Source organism: Rheinheimera lutimaris, from assembly GCF_013283795.1.
In the GTDB taxonomy this organism is placed as follows: Bacteria; Pseudomonadota; Gammaproteobacteria; order Enterobacterales; family Alteromonadaceae; genus Alishewanella; species Alishewanella lutimaris.
The window spans coordinates 1-16,479 of the sequence record NZ_JABSOD010000001.1 but is presented as its reverse complement, the minus strand read 5'-3'; the positions used below and the strand labels follow the sequence as shown (position 1 = coordinate 16,479).

Here is a 16,479-nt window from a genome sequence, read left to right as displayed (position 1 = left end):
AGTAGTCTGATTAACAGAGTGAATTATATTATGTTGTTGCTTGTTTCCCCGGCCAAAGATCTCGATTATCAACCGTTACAGCGCAATATTACGCCGACCCAGCCGGCTATGCTGTCACAGAGCCGTCAGCTGGCTGACATTTGTAAAACACTGACGCCGGCAGATCTGTCCTCGTTAATGCATATCAGCGACAAGCTGGCCGGGCTTAATGCCGCCAGATTCGCGCAGTGGCAGTTACCCTTTACTGAACAAAACGCCAAAGCGGCATTGTTTGCTTTTAACGGTGACGTGTATCAGGGGCTGGATGCGGCCAGTTTAACGGACGACGATATCGTCTTTGCCCAGCAGCATTTACGTATTTTAAGCGGTTTGTATGGTGTGCTCAGGCCACTGGATTTAATGCAGCCTTACCGGCTGGAAATGGGCACTAAGCTGGCCAATGCAAAGGGTAAAGACTTATATGCCTTTTGGCAGGACAGTATTACAGCAACGTTAAACCAACAGCTGGATGAATTACGCGGTGATGTGGTGGTTAACCTGGCGTCGCAGGAATACTTTAAAGCGGTAAAACCCAAGCTGTTGCAAGGGCACTTAATTACCCCGGTGTTTAAAGACTTTAAGAACGGCCAATATAAGATTATCAGCTTCTTTGCCAAAAAGGCGCGTGGCTTGATGGCGCGTTATATTATTCAGCAGCGTTTAACGAACGCAGAGCAGCTGAAAAGCTTTGATTTGGCAGGTTATGCCTACAGCGCTGAGCACTCAACGGCAAACGCACCGGTGTTTTTACGCCATAGCGCAGAATAGTTTTTATCTTATGAACCGGCAGAACCGGCTTGTCCACGTCAACACGCCGGTTCTGCTGATGGATTCAACATTACGTTCAGCCGTTTTTTTGTTACAATGCCGCTCTTTTTGCCGGTAGCGGCTTGAACCTGGTGTAACAGATGAAATTTCCCGGCCTGCGTAAAATTAAACATTATTTCCCGGTATCCCAACCCAAGCCTCAGTTGCCCAGCTTTGAAGTGCGGCCCGAGTTGGATACTTATATCGTTGGTCTGGATCAAACCATTGTTGATGTGGTCGCCAGCGTCAGCGATGAGTTTTTGCAAAAGTACAATATCCGCAAAGGCTTATCTAACCTGGTAGAGCATGGCAAAGCCAATTTAATTTATCAGGAACTGGTGGCGCAACAGGCCATTTCAGATCATTTCGCCGGTGGCACTATCGGCAATACTATTCACAACTATTCTGTGTTGGCCGATGATAAATCGGTGCTGCTGGGCGTAATGTCAGCCAATATCGCGCTGGGTTCACCGGCGTATCACTATGTTTGCCATACCAGTTCAAAAGTGGATATGAACCACTTACAGGGTGTGGCCGGTGATATTGGTCGTGGTATTACCATGATAACGCCGGACGGCGAGCGCACCTTTGTTATCGATCCCAGCGATATGGATGAGCTGAGCCCGGACTATATTCCTACCGATATTATTGCCGGCGCCTCGGCTTTTGTGGTTAGCGCTTACCCGCTGCGCGCCACCGGCCAGCCTATTCAGCTGGCAATGCTCAAAGCCCTGCAGGATGCTAAAGCACATAATGTGCCGGTGGTAATGAGCCTTGGCACACGGCATTTGGTAGAAGAAAACCGTGAGCAAATTCTCAGCACCATTAAAGAGTACGTTAACGTTTTGGCGATGAACGAGCTGGAAGCTGAAGCCTTAACCGGCTTTGCCGATCCGCTTAAAGCTGCCGAGGCGATACTGGATCATACCGACATGGTGTTGATCACCGCCGGGCCGGAAGGCTTGTATTTGTGTGGCCATACCGATGACACTGCAAAGCGTGAAAGTTCTAACCCGATAAAGTCGGCCAGTCTGCCTGACTTTAACCAGTTTGAGTTTAGCCGGCCTATGTTGCGTGCCTGTTGTCAGCAGCCGCTGAAAGTGTATTCGCATATCGACCCTTATTTAGGCGGGCCGGAGCGGATTAAAAACACCAATGGCGCCGGTGATGGCGCGCTGTCGGCTATTTTGCATGATATGGCGGCGAATCATTTTCATAAGCAGGTGCAGCCGTTATCCGGTAAGCACGAGCAGCCGTATTTAGCCTATTCGTCGTTTGCGCAGATTTGTAAGTATGCCAACCGGGTAAGTTACGAGATCCTGGTGCAAAACGCCCCGCGTTTATCCAAGGGCTTACCCGAGCGGGAAGATAGCCTGGAAGAGGCTTACTGGGAGAGATAATAGCCGGGCTGACGCTGCGCAACGCGCTAAGCTGGTGTCCCGATAGCGCAGCCACAGAGTGTCTGAGCAAGCCATGGATGGCTTGCGAGTTGCTGTGGCGAGCATAGCGGGATTTCCAGCTTAGAAGTTCAGTAGTAAGAGTATCCGCATTAACTCTGAAACACGCTTTCCAGCAACCGGAATGTACCGGCATCGGCATCCAACTCTACGCGGCCACCTACCGGCACAATAAACTGCTGTTTAATATGGCCAATCATGGCGCCGCGATAGGCAGGAATATTCAGCGGTTTAATATGGTCGTCAAAAATCTGATCCATGGTTAACCAACCATAGCCGCCGCCCGGACTGCACGCTGTGCATTCGCCAAAAATAAAGCCGGCAATTTTATCCAGCGCACCCATCAGCTTTAACGTGCTTAGCATGCGGTCGATGCGGTAGGGGGCTTCTTCCACGTCTTCCAAAAACAAAATTTTACCGCTGAAATCCGGTAAATATGGTGAGCCGGCTAAAGCAGTAAACACTGTTAAGTTACCGCCAATCAGCTCGCCCTGTACTTTACCGCCGGTAATGGTTACGGTGCGGTTTTGCCGTGCTACCAGCTCGTCTTTGGCGTCCAGCACATTTTGGTACTGCATTAATTCACGATCGAAAAACAGCCGTTGAAACTGATCGGCATTGAAACTGTTCCAACTGCCGGTGCCGTTGGGGCCGTGGAAACTTATCATGCCGGTTTGGGCATGAATGGCATTATGCAGCGCCGTAATGTCGGAATAGCCCAGCAGTACTTTAGGGTTGTTGCGGATCAGCTTGTAATCTAAAAGTGGCAGCAGGCGTGCAGCGCCGGAGCCTCCACGCAGGCAAATAATGGCTTTAACGTCTTTATCGGCGAACATGGCATTAATGTCGCCGGCGCGCTCAAGGTCGGTGCCAGCCAAATGGCCGCGACGTGCCGCCAGATGTTTACCGGTTTTTACCTTAAAGCCCAGTGCCTGCATCACTTCTTGTGCTATTTGCAAGTCCAGCAGATCGTCGGTGGCTTTAGACGGGCTTACCAGCGCGACCGTGTCGCCTTTGTTCAAAGGTAACGGCAGCAAACGTTTAGTGCTGCCCGCCGGAGCCGCCATTACGCTGCTGCAGCCGGCCAGAGGTAACAAGGCCGCGCCCAGGGCACAGCTTTTTATAAATTGTCGTTTATCCATAGCACAGTCCGCCGTAATAAATAATTTATTCAGCATATCAATAGCAGCTTTACTAAAAAATTCCAACAGGGCAGGGCAGAAATGCGATAACCGCCAACTTTTTATCGCCGGCGGTTCGGGGAGATGAGCTTACTTTTTAATCTTTTTGGCGGCTTTTTTCGCTGCAGCTTTGGTCGGCTTTTTCTTCTTCACCGGCACTTTGGCTTCTTTGTTTTTCGGCCGCAGCGCTTCTACCACGCGCCGTTTCAGTTTTTGTTCTACGTAGCGCTCAACTTTGGCCAGAATGCCCATATCGTGCGCTTCAATTAACGAAATCGCGGTGCCTTTTTTACCGGCACGGCCGGTACGGCCAATGCGGTGCAGGTAAACGTCGGCACTGCGCGGCATATCAAAGTTAATCACATGGCTGATATCGTCAATATCCAAACCGCGGGCGGCAATGTCGGTGGCCAGTAAAATATTGACGCGGCCACTGCTGAAACGCTCTACCGCTTGCATGCGTTTGTCCTGCGGCATTTCACCTTGTAACCAGCCACAGCGCAGGCCGGCGGTTTCTAACTGACCGGTTAAGCTGGCAAGGCGTTCACGGGTTTTAATAAATACGATGCTTTTGGTCACATCCGGCTGTTTCAGCAAATGGATCAGCAGTGCCAGCTTGTGCTGGGCGTCGTCGGCCAAATGCACCCACTGCAAAATTTTGGCATTTTCTTTGCGCGATGGTATGGCTTCTACCCGTTCCGGCTCTTTTAAAGCGCGCGCAGCAAAGCGTTCTAAATTAGCGCCTTCAAGCGTGGCCGAGAACAAAAAGGTTTGCCGGCGGCGACGTGCTTCCAGCACTATGCGGTTCATTTCACCAACAAAACCCATGTCCAGCATGCGGTCGGCTTCGTCCAGGATCAGCAGTTCTACTTCGTCGGCCTGAAAGCTTTCTTCATCCAGGTATTCGGTTAACCGGCCCGGGGTGGCAACTAAAATGTCATTGTTTTTTTCCAGCGTGTCTTTGTGGCTGCCGTAATTAATGCCGCCGGTGATCACGCCGACGTTTAAGCCGGTGTATTGAGTAAAGTGTTTAAACTCGTCATACACCTGATAGGCTAATTCACGGGTGGGTGTCATTACCAGTACCCTGGCAAAGCCCGGGTCTTTACGGCCAAAGTCGAGCAGGTACTGAATAGCAGGCAACACAAAGGCCAGGGTTTTACCGGTGCCGGTTGGCGCGCTGGCCAACAGGTCTTTGCCTTCCAGCGCCAATGGGATCGCCATTTCCTGGATCAGTGTTGGCAGCTCGAAACCGCGGTCACTGATGGCACGGTTAAGGTCATCGTCCAGTTGAAAATCTGCGAATGTTGTCATGTTGTCCTCAGCATAATTGCCTGCCCGGTGACAGCGCGCCTGCTTCGCCGTAAACTGGCGGCCGGAGGTGCTGATGTCAGCCGGTTTTCAATGTAAAAAATTCTATGTTGCTCATGATCACTGCGCGATGAAAGTCGGCACTGACGGTTTATTACTTGGCGCTTTTGCACTGCTGCCGCCACCGCATAGCGATATTCTTGATATTGGCGCCGGCTCGGGCCTGATAAGCCTGATGTTAGCTCAGCGCACCGCGGGTGCCAATCTGATAGACGCGATAGAGCTGGACCCTGCTGCGGCAGAACAAGCTGCTACGAATGTGGCAAACAGTCTGTGGCCAAACGCGATACGGCTGATAAAGGGCGACATTCTAACCTATAGCAGTAGCAAACGTTACCGCTTAATTGTATCTAACCCACCGTTTTTTCAACAATCGCTGCTGCCGATAGACAAAAAGCGTAGCCAGGCCCGCCACACCGATAGCCTGCCGTTGGCTGCACTGTTACGTAAAGCCGCTGACTTACTGCACGAGCAGGGCGTGTTCAGTGTGATTTTACCGCTGCCGCAAGCAGAATATATGCTGCAATTGGCAATGACTGAGGGCTGGTATCTGGCACAATGCTGTGAGGTACGCAGCAAAGCAGAAAAGCCGGTACAGCGGCTATTGTTTAGCTTAAGCCTGACAGCAGAAATAACCCGGCACAGCACGTTAATCATCCATCAAGCTGACGGGGATTACAGTGCTGATTACAAAGCGTTGCTGCGGGATTTCTATCTGAAGTTTTAGTGCATCAGAGCGTTTTGCCGGTTACTGGAGGCCTGATTATGTTTAGCTGATTTTGGTGCGCTCTACAGCATCCGTTTAATTGCTGACTCTAATGGGGTTAACTGCAATAGGGTTTCAGCTGCCAGTTGACGGAAATCTGCACTGAATTGAGCGTTGCTGCTGATTTGTTGCCAGTACTCTAATGCAACCGGGTAGGCTTGACGCCAATACTTGCCCTCTACCTCTGGCCGTAATTGAGGCGCGTAACCCGTTTGCAGCATAGTGCCAGCACGGGTTGGTGCAAACGCCATTGGCAGTACATCGTAAGCAGGGGTTAGCTTGAAGCGGGGAGTGGTTTTTAGATCAAAAACAGCATCATAATAAAATGACAAATTGCCGTTATGAGTATCAGTGTTACCTATTAATAAACAAAAACACCACAGCAGTTTGATCTTTGCCAGATCTGCATCTTGCAGCAGCGCTTGAGCATGCATTTGTTGAGCTATGGCTGGCCAGGGCAAACCAGCCTGACCGACAAATTCTGCATCTATTGCTTCAAGTGAAGCAACGCCATAGCGTCCGAATAAACCTTGCCGGTCGAATCGCTTAGACAGCAAAAACACTCTTGCATCAGACTGGTAGATGCGGGTTTCGGCGGCCGCAATATTGAGTTGTGTCAGCATGTTTAGCGCCAGGGCTTCCGCTTTAAGCAAGTCTGCCCAACGTTGGCTTACCGCATTATTGACTGCCGCGCTGAATTTCACCAGGTAATGTGTTTTGTCTATCGTACAAAGGAATTTAGGCTGCTCACCAGCGGCGGAGGAGCCTGTTGTTTCACCTTGTTCTGCCAGGGCAGCTTGTTGCGGCAGATCCTGTAATGAGATCTCTTTGGGCGCTTGTGAAAGCCAGGAATAATAACTTTGTTCGCCTATCAACAGATCGCCAACAGAATCATGAGGTATCAGCGTCAATGCAGTCAGCACATCTTCAGCATGCCAGTCTTTGGGATCTGCTGAGCAAAGCCCTGCTCGTTGCCACCATTGCTTCGCCAAAGCACGGCCAATAAAGCCCCGCGGTTTAATATCCTGGATAAACCATGGCAGATCGTCATAGAGGATAAAGTCCGCAGCTACGTCTTGGAAGCAGTAATAATTAGGATACAAAGAGATTAAATGGCCTACTAATGCCGGTTCACCTGCAGCAGACACTTGATACAGCGGCCAGTTAATCTTGTTGTCTGTTTTACGCACTGCGTAGTATTTGGTGTTGCGTGCCTGCCCCAGTTGCAATATCTGCTCGCCCAATTGCTGAATTCGGCGTGACAAAGTAGGTTGGCTTATTTGCAACCTATCCAGTAGTTGACGCGCTGTCATCGGCTGGCGTTGCAACATTTGTAAGATGTGCTGTGCGCTGGTTTTGGTATCCATTTCTACGTTGCTGAATTGATTTCCCTATCAAGTTAGCACATATAACTTATTGATGTATAGCTATACTAAGTGTTTTATGAATAGATTTTTGAATTGATTTGTTGGTAAATTGGCGACTTTAATTTAATTAAAGCCGCTCAGCTATTTCCTGCAAAATCTGGCTAACCCAGTCATTTAACCGCGCATCGGTCAGGTCGTACTGGTTTTCATCATCCAGTGCCAGGCCGTAAAACAGCCCGCCATCGTCAGTCAAGGCTTTAGAGGCGATAAAGTCGTAGCCGGCGGTGGGCCAGAAGCCAATGCGGGTAGGATTTTGTGGTGCTATAGCGTCGTGCAGCATGCCCACGGCATCAATAAACCACTCGGCGTAACCCAGTTGATCGCCCATGCCGTAAATGGCCACAATTTTGCCGGCCAGGTTTACAGTGCTGATGTCGTCCCAGTGGGCTTCCCAGTCTTCCTGAATTTCACCGAAATCCCAGGTGGACAGCCCCAGAATAAGAATATCGTATTCAGCCATCCGGCTTAGCGGTACCTGCTTGATATTATGCAGCTCTACGGTATCAGCGCCGATCAGCGCCTGAATTTTCTCAGCCACCATTTCGGTATAACAGGTGGTGGAACCATAAAATAAGCCTATTTTCATGCCGGTCTCACAACATCAGTGGTGCAATAATGGAGGCGCAGTGTAGCAGAATAGCGTCTGCAGCAAAATGCCGGCTTTGCGGCTGCGTGGCCTTGCGCTACCATAGCCGGAGGTTTTTGAGCAGACGACGATGACATTAGCGGTGGCAGCAGCGACAGTACAACCCGATAGCACAGAGCTGAAACTGATTAGCCAGTTTCTGGATCAGCTGTGGCTGGATAAAGGTGTAAGTGAGCATACACTCAGCGCCTACGGCACAGATTTAAAGCAGTTTGCCGTTTTTGCTGTGGCGCAAGGCACGGGGTTGCTCAGTGCCGACAGCCAGTTGCTAAACCGCTATCTGGCACAGCGGGTTGATAAACAATACAGCCCGCGCAGCACGTCACGTGCGCTTAGCAGCTTGCGACGGTTTTATGCTTATCTGCATCAGGGCGGTAAAATAGCCGATAACCCGTTGGCGCAATTACTCAACCCGAAAATCGGCCGCAGCTTGCCAAAAAGCTTGTCGGAGCAGGATGTCGACGCCTTGCTTAATGCACCGGATCTGCACGATGTTATCCAGTTTCGTGACAAAGCCATGTTAGAACTGCTGTATGCCAGTGGTTTGCGGGTATCGGAATTAGTTGGCTTGTCGATGCAACAACTTAACCTGCAGCACGGTCTGGTAAGAGTCACAGGTAAAGGTGGCAAAGAGCGGTTGGTGCCGATGGGCGAGGAAGCGGCGCACTGGTTACTGCGCTATTTGCGCGAAGCGCGGGTGCAGTTGCTGGGCGGGCAGATGCTCGACGTGGTGTTTCCCAGCAGCCGGGCGCAGCAAATGACACGGCAAACCTTCTGGCACCGCATTAAGTTTTATGCCAAAGTAGCGCACATTCAGGCAGAGCTGTCGCCGCATACATTACGGCATGCTTTTGCCACCCATTTACTGAACCATGGCGCCGATTTACGGGTAGTACAAATGTTACTGGGCCACAGTGATTTGTCTACCACGCAAATTTATACCCATGTCGCGCAGGCGCGTTTACAAAGCCTGCACCAGCAACATCATCCGCGCCCTTAGGCGCCGTAACAGGAAACGGTATGAACAAGTTTTTATTTGCTTTATGTAGCCTTGGATTGATCGCCTCTGCCCATGCACAGTTAAAGGCGCCGGATGCCGACTACGCTAAGGTGCGTCAGCAGTTTGGCCAGCTTAATTTAACGGTAAATGCGGTGGCAGAGTCACCGATGGACGGTTTGTTGCAGGTATTTACCAATAAAGGTCTGTTTTTTACCTCAAAAGATGGTCAGTATTTTATTGAAGGTAATATTTACGACTTAACCAACAAGGTGCTGGTGAATGACGAGCAAATGCGGCCCTATATTCAGCAGCAAGTCGAGGCGCAAAAAAGTGGCGTCATTGAATATAAAGCGGCCGATGAAAAATACGTGATTAATGTCTTTACCGACCCAACCTGCGGCTACTGCCGCAAATTACACAATGAAATGAAAGACTACAATAATGCCGGTATTACTGTACGTTATATGGCATTCCCGCGTGGTGGTTTAGGCTCGGAAACCTATCTGCAAATGCAGCATATCTGGTGCAGCAAAGACAGCCGTGGCGCAATGGATAAAGCCAAAGACGGTGACAATGTTAAACCGGCGATGTGCACTAACCCGGTAAAAGCGCAATATGAACTGGGGCAATCTTTTGGTGTCAGTGGTACCCCTGCCATTATTTTACCCAGTGGCCGTTTAATTCCGGGTTATCAGCCGGCCAAAGCTTTACTGTCGCAGTTGCAGGCAGGGTCTTAAGCTTTTATGTCTGCTATCAGCCGTTTTATTCAGCGCCGGGCTTTGCCCGGCGTTTTACCGTCGTTACCCGCTGAAATGCACCCGGTATTACAACGCTTGTATGCCAGCCGTGGTATTACACAAGCCACAGAGCTTGAGCGCGGCGCCGCCGGCTTGTTGCCCTTTAGTGCGTTAAAAGGGATAGAGCAAGCTGTCAGTTTATTAACCGAAGCACTGCAACAGCAGCAGCATTTGGTCATCGTTGGCGATTTTGATGCCGATGGCGCCACCAGCACCGCAGTATTGATGAGTGGCTTGCGGGCTTTGGGTTTCAAGTTTGTCGATTATCTGGTGCCAAATCGTTTTGAGTACGGTTATGGTTTAACGCCGGAAATGGCTGAGCTTGCAGTGGCGCAGGGTGCTGAACTTATCGTCACCGTGGACAATGGTATCTCGGCAATTGACGGTGTGGCGCTGGCAAAAAAAGCCGGTGTAAAAGTGCTGGTTACCGATCACCACTTGGCCGGTAATGAATTGCCAGCCGCCGATGCCATAGTTAACCCAAACCAACCTGGCTGTAACTTCCCCAGCAAAGCACTGGCCGGGGTGGGCGTGGCGTTTTATTTATTGCTGGCCCTGCGCGCCGCCCTGCGCGAACAACAGTACTTTACACAGCGGCAACTGGCCGAACCTAACTTAGCTGAACTGCTGGATTTAGTCGCGCTGGGCACAGTTGCGGATGTGGTGCCGCTGGACAGTAACAACCGTATTTTAGTGCACCAGGGCTTAATGCGTATTCGCAGCGGCAAGTGTCGGCCGGGTATTCAGGCGCTGATTGACGTCGCTAACCGCAGCGCCGCTAAACTGACCGCCGGCGATTTTGGCTTTTCTCTGGCACCGCGTTTAAACGCGGCCGGCCGGTTGGATGATATGTCGCTGGGTATAAGTTGCCTGTTAGCGAATGATTTAGGCCTGGCACGGCAATATGCCGCTGAGCTGGATAGCTTAAATGTCGAGCGCCGTGCCATAGAGCAAAGCATGCAGGTTGAAGCGCAGGCGTTTTTAAGCCAGTTATCCTTTGATGGCAGCGAACTGCCGGAATGTTTGTGTTTGTATCGCCACGACTGGCATCAGGGCGTTATCGGTATTTTGGCCGGGCGGATCAAAGAGCAGTTTCACCGGCCGACCATAGTATTTGCTCAGGGTGATGACGGCGAACTTAAAGGCTCGGCCCGTTCGATAAGCGGCCTGCATATTCGTGATTTGTTGGAAGAAATTTCTACGCAGTATCCGGGCTTAATTAAAAAATTCGGCGGCCATGCCATGGCAGCCGGTTTAACCATCAGCGCCGAGCGGCTGGATACCTTTAAGCTGGCGCTGAGCTTAACGGCGAAAAAACATTTAACAGCAGAACAGCTTACAGCGGTGATTTACACTGACGGCGAATTACCACAGGACTGCTTTGATATCGGTTTTGCCCAATTGCTGCAAAGTGCCGGCCCCTGGGGGCAGGCGTTTCCCGAGCCGGTGTTTGATGGTGAGTTCAGTTTAATCAGCCAAAAAATGCTGGCCGATCGCCACTTAAAAATGATGCTGCAAACGCCGGACGGCAAGTTAGTTGATGCTATTTGGTTTAATGCCGACAATAAAACGTGGCCGGATGTTAACGTACAAAAGGTACAGTTAGCCTATCAGCTGGATATTAATGAGTACCGCGACAAACAAAGCCTGCAGCTGATTGTAAGACATATGGCGGCATTGTAAAAAAGGGGGCCGATACTCTGGCTCCTGTCTTTTTCGTACCTGTAATTGTCATGCCTGATGGCCCCTGTGCTGTTTTTTAACATTAGATGGCTGCACTGCTGCCGATAAATTTGCTACAATCGCCGCCTGTTTTTTCTCCCGTTATTCAAGGTTACCGAGCACAGCATGTTTGAAGTCAATCCGGTGTACAACAGCATTAAAGATCTTACTGAACGCACCAACGTGCTTCGGGGGTATCTTTGACTACGATGGCAAAAAAGAACGCTTAGAAGAAGTCTCGCGCGAACTGGAAGATTCTGCCATTTGGAATACGCCCGATAAAGCCCAGGCGCTGGGTAAAGAGCGCTCGGCACTGGAGCAGGTGGTTGGCACTATCGACAAGCTGGACCGCGGCCTGGAAGACGTAGATGGCTTGCTGGAGCTGGCGATAGAAGCCGAAGATGAAGACACCTTCGAAGAAGCCAAAGCTGAATTAGCCGACTTAGACAAACAATTAAGTCTGCTGGAATTTCGCCGTATGTTCTCCGGTAAAAATGACCAGAACCATTGCTACCTGGATATTCAATCCGGCTCGGGCGGTACCGAAGCGCAAGACTGGGCCAGCATTTTAATGCGCATGTACCTGCGCTGGGGTGAAGACAAAGGCTTTAAGCCGGAACTGTACGAAGTAACCGACGGCGATGTGGCCGGTATTAAAGGCTGTACCATTAAATTTAGCGGCGAATATGCCTACGGCTGGTTGCGCACCGAAACCGGTGTACACCGCCTGGTACGTAAAAGCCCGTTCGACAGTGGTAACCGCCGCCATACCTCGTTTGCCTCGGTGTTTGTCTCGCCGGAAATTGACGACGATATCGAAATTGATATCAACCCGGCCGATTTACGTATCGACACCTACCGCGCCTCGGGTGCCGGTGGTCAGCACGTTAACCGGACCGATTCTGCTGTGCGTATTACTCACTTACCCACTAACATCGTGGTGCAGTGTCAGAACGACCGCTCGCAGCATAAAAACCGTGACAACGCCTACAAGCAATTGCGCGCCAAATTATACGAATTTGAGCTGCAAAAGCAAAATGCCGAGAAGCAAGCGCTGGAAGATACCAAGTCGGATATCGGTTGGGGCAGCCAAATTCGCTCTTACGTGCTGGATGACTCGCGCATTAAAGATTTACGTACCGGTATCGAAACCCGGAACACTCAGGCAGTGTTAGACGGCGATCTGGACAAATTTATTGAAGCCAGCTTAAAAGCCGGGCTGTAATTGTTAATGTTTAATATTTAAGCGTGAATCGGTNTTACGTACCGGTATCGAAACCCGGAACACTCAGGCAGTGTTAGACGGCGATCTGGACAAATTTATTGAAGCCAGCTTAAAAGCCGGGCTGTAATTGTTAATGTTTAATATTTAAGCGTGAATCGGTTTACCCTAAGCTAACCGTTGAAGGCATGGATGCTGACAAATTCGCCGGGAGCGAATTTGAACAGCTGTGCTGATCCGCAAGGATAAACTTCATGGATGAAGTTTATAATCGAGCCTACATGGATGTATTGACGGCGTGTTGGCGTGGGTAAACCGGTTCGTTAGCGCGGCTAATTGACAGGCCTTAGCCTGTAATTGTTACTTAACTAAAACTTCGACCTCAATCAGGAAACGCACTATGTCTGACCAACAGCAACCACAAGAAGAAATTCAGGACGTAAATAAACTGATTGCTGAGCGAAAACAGAAACTTGCTGGTCTGCGTGCAGACGGCTTTATGTTCCCGAACGATTTTCGCCGTGACAGCATCTCCAGCGACGTGATTGCCAAATATGATCACTTAAGCAAAGAAGAGCTGGAAGCGCAAAAAATTACCGTAAGCTTAGGCGGCCGTATTATGACGCGCCGTATTATGGGTAAAGCCAGCTTTGTGACTATCTCGGATATGGGCGGCAAAATTCAGCTGTATGTCGCACGCGACAGCCTGGCCGAAGGCGTATACAACGACCAGTTTAAAAAGTGGGACTTGGGCGATATTATCGGCGCCACCGGCCATTTGTTTAAAACCCAAACCGGTGAGTTAACAGTATGGCTAAGCGATATTCGCTTGCTAACCAAAGCCCTGCGCCCGCTGCCGGATAAATTCCACGGCTTAACCGATAACGAAGCGCGCTACCGCCAGCGTTACCTCGACCTTATCTCTAACGAGCAATCGCGTCACACCTTTTTAGTGCGCAGCAAAACCGTGGCTTACATTCGCCGCTTTTTTAACGACGAAGGCTTCTTAGAAGTAGAAACGCCAATGCTGCAGGCGATACCGGGCGGTGCCTCAGCGCGGCCGTTTGAAACCCACCACAATGCGCTGGATATGCAGATGTTTTTGCGTATCGCCCCTGAGTTGTATTTAAAGCGCTTAGTGGTTGGCGGCTTTGAAAAAGTGTTCGAGCTTAACCGTAACTTCCGCAACGAAGGCGTATCAACCCGCCACAACCCGGAATTTACCATGCTGGAGTTCTACTGGGCCTACGCCGATTACAACGACCTGATGGACTTAACCGAAAAGTTATTCCGCGGTTTGGCACAGCACGTACTGGGCAGCACTGAAGTGCCGTATCAGGGCGAAGTGTTCGACTTTGGTAAGCCGTTTGCGCGCATGTCGGTTACTGAGTCTATATTGCACTACAACCCGGATGTGACCAAAGCGCAGCTGGAAACGCGTGAAGCGGTAGCAGAGCTTGCCAAATCACTGGGCATTCAGGTTAAAGATAACTACGGCCACGGCCGTATTCTAATGGAAGTGTTTGACGAGCTGGTAGAAACCAAGCTGCGCCACCCGACCTTTATTACTGAATACCCGGCAGAAGTGTCACCACTGGCACGCCGTAACGACCATAACCCGGAAATTACCGACCGCTTTGAGTTTTTTATCGGCGGCCGCGAGCTGGGTAACGGCTTTAGCGAGTTAAACGATGCTGAAGATCAGGCCGAGCGTTTCCATCATCAGGTTGCGCAAAAAGACGCCGGTGATGACGAAGCTATGTTCTACGATGAAGACTTCGTTACCGCATTAGAACACGGTTTACCGCCAACAGCAGGTCAGGGTATCGGTATCGACCGCTTGGTAATGCTACTGGCCGACGCCGCTTCTATCCGCGACGTTATCCTGTTCCCGCATATGCGCTTGCACCACGAGAAGTAAGCAGCTTACTGATGTGAAAAGCCAGACCTTGTGTCTGGCTTTTTTGTTTTGAGTGCTCAGCCCATCAGTGTAAATGTTGTATGGGCAAAACTGCCTCTGCTGGCGCAAATTTTAATTGAGCAAATATACAGTAATTGAGTCTGAGTTTTTTATCTGCAACTTGCGGGCATAGCGCCTGCTTTTAGATAAAGTGTTTAACAGTAGTAAAGAAAAAGTTGTTGATAGCACGGTTGTTTCGGGGTAATTTTCAGAAATTAGAAATTTTGGAAAGGCAACTTGCTGGCGCGACTCGCGGGCAGAGAACCTTCTATTAAATTGTTAGGTGCTAATGCGAAAAATAAAACACATGCGCTATAAATACCCGCTGTTAATTTTGGGTTTATTTTGTTTTTTACTTGTTTTTTTCGTACTGATTTTTCAATATTCCGTCGTTACTGGTACAAAGGTTGGAACAATAGAAGGTAAAGTGTATTCCATTTCACAGAAGCCATTCGGCGGACATGGTATAAGAATACGTAAAGCTAGTTTCGCAAGAGTAAAACTGGCTACCGGAGAGTTTATTCAAGTACGATGTGCAGAATACTGTCGGTTAGGTCAAGATCTTGTTATTACAGTGTACAAACCGTTTTTCAGTGAACAACTTAGGTATGTTTATGATCGCACCTAACAAGCGCCATCAAAACGCCGCTTCGCGGCTCGACTCGCAACACGTTGCTCGCGTTTGTGGCGGGCGTTATAAACCACAAGGAGAGTTCAGTTGAATATTAATGCTACGTTACTCGGCCAAGTCATTTTCATATTCGCTCTAGTCATGGGTGCAGTTTGCTATTACCTTGGTCGTCGCAAAACGCAAACGCCCGTATTGGCCGGGTTGTTGGGTATAGTGCTTTCAATCATTCCGCCATTTGGTCTGGTTTATCTGGTGGTGTTGGTACTTAAAAAAGATGTAAGTTCGGCATCAGCGGCAGTTAGTGGGTAAAGTGCTTTATAACAAAGCCAGTCACGGCGACGCCTTTTCCGCTGCGGCTTCGCCTTCACTACAAAGCCGCGCATGCTGGCGGCGTTATGTGTTCAAAGGAGATTGAAGCGTTGGCATGGATAGATGATGCTCGAAAAACAATAAACAAAAGTTTGTTAACTACTGTGCCTATTATATTGACTGCCATAGCTGTTCCCTTGGTGGCCATGTTTTGTAGTGCACTCTTGCCTTCAAGCGAAACGGTGGCAACATGGTTTCAGCGGAGCGGATCTATTGTTGTTGCATTAGCGGTATGGATTGAACTTAAAAATAATTCAATCAGTGGGTACATTTACCCCAGCGGGTTGAGTACAAGTGATTTCACAATTTTAAAAAATGAATATAGATGGCTATACCTTGCGGTACGTTGGTCAGGTTTTTTTCTAGCTATTAGCGGTACATTAATCTGGGGGTATGGTGATATACCACTCAATAACACATAACAAGGCGGTGTTGTCGCCTTCGGCTGGGACTGCCATTCCGCTCGCGCTCCATGGCAGCCCCAAACCGCGGCGTTAGCCTCCATGGAGACTTATGAGTAAGCCTTTAATTTACATCGATCAGAATATCATCGGACTGCAGTTGCAGGGCATTATCAGCCTAGCTAAGCGGGATGATGTAACTTGGGTTTACTCAAAGGAACACTTTGCGGAGATTAGACGTTCTGATGAACCCGCGAAATATTTAGATGTACTCGATGTTATAGATGCAAAATTATTGGATCTTGTTCTCGACGAGAACTGGAAGATTACTGGTGAAGCCCGGTTAAATGAGAGCGGAACCCCTCATCAGCATTATGATGCCTATATTGAGGCAAACAGAGATATGGATTTCGACGATACCCTTTTTGACCCATTTCAGGTTTGGGTTAACGGTGGCGGAGACGAAGGGCCATTAAAGGATCTATCCGAAAAATTCGCACACCAAATTCTCAGTCTAACTTCTGAGTTGCCTTTTGATACTACCGAAATGATCGGCAAAGTTAAGTCTATAAAGCCCAAACTTGATTCCATGATCGATGAAATGATCTTGAATGGAAATGATATAGAGAAAACTAGGGCGGCTTTTTGTAGTGGTCAACTAATTCCGGACAGTAAATTAGATA

The 16,479-nt window shown here is 49.5% G+C and carries 15 protein-coding genes; 11 read left to right on the top strand and 4 right to left on the bottom strand.

Translation table 11 applies throughout. The features are described from left to right. Nucleotides 1–30 precede the first annotated feature (30 nt). Together yaaA and HRH59_RS00070 are read left to right on the top strand one after the other, a co-directional pair. Nucleotides 31–807: a peroxide stress protein YaaA gene (yaaA, locus tag HRH59_RS00075; protein WP_173499235.1), complete on the top strand. Its 777-nt coding sequence runs from the start codon at nucleotides 31–33 to the stop codon at nucleotides 805–807. Nucleotides 808–947: 140 nt separating this feature from the next. Next, nucleotides 948–2,246 carry an inosine/guanosine kinase gene (locus tag HRH59_RS00070; RefSeq protein ID WP_173499234.1) on the top strand — a complete coding sequence of 433 codons (1,299 nt, stop codon included), beginning with the start codon at nucleotides 948–950 and terminating at the stop codon, nucleotides 2,244–2,246. A gap of 149 nt (nucleotides 2,247–2,395) precedes the next feature. On the opposite strand, the gene HRH59_RS00065 is transcribed toward HRH59_RS00070, so the two are convergent. Both HRH59_RS00065 and srmB read right to left on the bottom strand, forming a co-directional pair. Further along, a complete protein-coding gene (locus HRH59_RS00065) occupies nucleotides 2,396–3,445 on the bottom strand; it encodes a S66 peptidase family protein (RefSeq protein WP_173499233.1) in 1,050 nt (349 codons plus the stop codon). A 129-nt stretch (nucleotides 3,446–3,574) separates the two neighbouring features. Continuing rightward, entirely contained in the window at nucleotides 3,575–4,798 is a 1,224-nt protein-coding gene (gene srmB / locus HRH59_RS00060) for an ATP-dependent RNA helicase SrmB (protein WP_173499232.1), read from the bottom strand. Between the two features lie 73 nt (nucleotides 4,799–4,871). On the opposite strand from srmB, the gene HRH59_RS00055 reads away from it, so the two are divergent. Next, on the top strand, nucleotides 4,872–5,582 hold the full coding sequence (locus HRH59_RS00055; RefSeq protein WP_173499231.1) for a tRNA1(Val) (adenine(37)-N6)-methyltransferase: 711 nt from the start codon (nucleotides 4,872–4,874) through the stop codon (nucleotides 5,580–5,582). 62 nt (nucleotides 5,583–5,644) lie between these two features. Here the strand turns inward: HRH59_RS00055 and yjjJ are convergent, their stop codons facing one another. Together yjjJ and fldB are read right to left on the bottom strand one after the other, a co-directional pair. After that, nucleotides 5,645–6,988: a type II toxin-antitoxin system HipA family toxin YjjJ gene (gene yjjJ / locus HRH59_RS00050; RefSeq protein WP_173499230.1), complete on the bottom strand. Its 1,344-nt coding sequence runs from the start codon at nucleotides 6,986–6,988 to the stop codon at nucleotides 5,645–5,647. A 127-nt stretch (nucleotides 6,989–7,115) separates the two neighbouring features. Further along, nucleotides 7,116–7,634 (bottom strand): flavodoxin FldB, encoded by a 519-nt coding sequence (gene fldB / locus HRH59_RS00045; protein ID WP_173499229.1) that lies wholly within the window; start codon nucleotides 7,632–7,634, stop codon nucleotides 7,116–7,118. Between the two features lie 142 nt (nucleotides 7,635–7,776). Here fldB and xerD point away from each other — a divergent pair, with 142 nt between their 5' ends. The 8 genes from xerD to HRH59_RS00005 form a co-directional block, all read left to right on the top strand. Further along, a complete protein-coding gene (gene xerD / locus HRH59_RS00040) occupies nucleotides 7,777–8,694 on the top strand; it encodes a site-specific tyrosine recombinase XerD (RefSeq protein ID WP_456239042.1) in 918 nt (305 codons plus the stop codon). A gap of 20 nt (nucleotides 8,695–8,714) precedes the next feature. Next, nucleotides 8,715–9,431 (top strand): bifunctional protein-disulfide isomerase/oxidoreductase DsbC, encoded by a 717-nt coding sequence (dsbC, locus tag HRH59_RS00035; RefSeq protein WP_173499227.1) that lies wholly within the window; start codon nucleotides 8,715–8,717, stop codon nucleotides 9,429–9,431. Nucleotides 9,432–9,437: 6 nt separating this feature from the next. Further along, nucleotides 9,438–11,174, top strand: a complete 1,737-nt coding sequence (gene recJ / locus HRH59_RS00030) for a single-stranded-DNA-specific exonuclease RecJ (RefSeq protein ID WP_173499226.1) — start codon at nucleotides 9,438–9,440, stop codon at nucleotides 11,172–11,174. A 165-nt stretch (nucleotides 11,175–11,339) separates the two neighbouring features. Further along, a protein-coding gene (prfB, locus tag HRH59_RS00025; RefSeq protein WP_173499225.1) for a peptide chain release factor 2 occupies nucleotides 11,340–12,438 on the top strand; the annotation gives its coding sequence in 2 pieces (ribosomal slippage) (nucleotides 11,340–11,414 and nucleotides 11,416–12,438; 1,098 coding nt in all). A gap of 397 nt (nucleotides 12,439–12,835) precedes the next feature. Beyond that, nucleotides 12,836–14,356, top strand: a complete 1,521-nt coding sequence (gene lysS / locus HRH59_RS00020) for a lysine--tRNA ligase (RefSeq protein WP_173499224.1) — start codon at nucleotides 12,836–12,838, stop codon at nucleotides 14,354–14,356. 757 nt (nucleotides 14,357–15,113) lie between these two features. Beyond that, nucleotides 15,114–15,335 carry a hypothetical protein gene (locus tag HRH59_RS00015; protein WP_173499223.1) on the top strand — a complete coding sequence of 74 codons (222 nt, stop codon included), beginning with the start codon at nucleotides 15,114–15,116 and terminating at the stop codon, nucleotides 15,333–15,335. An 86-nt stretch (nucleotides 15,336–15,421) separates the two neighbouring features. Then, the gene (locus HRH59_RS00010) at nucleotides 15,422–15,817 is read left to right on the top strand and encodes a hypothetical protein (protein ID WP_173499222.1); all 396 of its coding nucleotides are present in this window, start codon (nucleotides 15,422–15,424) and stop codon (nucleotides 15,815–15,817) included. Between the two features lie 91 nt (nucleotides 15,818–15,908). Then, the coding region (locus tag HRH59_RS00005; RefSeq protein ID WP_218573428.1) for a hypothetical protein at nucleotides 15,909–16,479 on the top strand (571 nt) is incomplete at its 3' end.

Excerpts from the sequence above, each read along its gene's own strand:
- lysS (WP_173499224.1), top strand. The coding sequence starts at position 12,836 with ATGTCTGACCAACAGCAACCACAAGAAGAAATTCAGGACGTAAATAAA.
- HRH59_RS00055 (WP_173499231.1), top strand. The coding sequence starts at position 4,872 with ATGTCAGCCGGTTTTCAATGTAAAAAATTCTATGTTGCTCATGATCAC.
- dsbC (WP_173499227.1), top strand. The coding sequence starts at position 8,715 with ATGAACAAGTTTTTATTTGCTTTATGTAGCCTTGGATTGATCGCCTCT.
- HRH59_RS00010 (WP_173499222.1), top strand. The coding sequence starts at position 15,422 with ATGTGTTCAAAGGAGATTGAAGCGTTGGCATGGATAGATGATGCTCGA.
- recJ (WP_173499226.1), top strand. The coding sequence starts at position 9,438 with ATGTCTGCTATCAGCCGTTTTATTCAGCGCCGGGCTTTGCCCGGCGTT.
- HRH59_RS00070 (WP_173499234.1), top strand. The coding sequence starts at position 948 with ATGAAATTTCCCGGCCTGCGTAAAATTAAACATTATTTCCCGGTATCC.
- srmB (WP_173499232.1), bottom strand. The coding sequence starts at position 4,798 with ATGACAACATTCGCAGATTTTCAACTGGACGATGACCTTAACCGTGCC.
- yaaA (WP_173499235.1), top strand. The coding sequence starts at position 31 with ATGTTGTTGCTTGTTTCCCCGGCCAAAGATCTCGATTATCAACCGTTA.
- yjjJ (WP_173499230.1), bottom strand. The coding sequence starts at position 6,988 with ATGGATACCAAAACCAGCGCACAGCACATCTTACAAATGTTGCAACGC.
- fldB (WP_173499229.1), bottom strand. The coding sequence starts at position 7,634 with ATGAAAATAGGCTTATTTTATGGTTCCACCACCTGTTATACCGAAATG.
- HRH59_RS00065 (WP_173499233.1), bottom strand. The coding sequence starts at position 3,445 with ATGGATAAACGACAATTTATAAAAAGCTGTGCCCTGGGCGCGGCCTTG.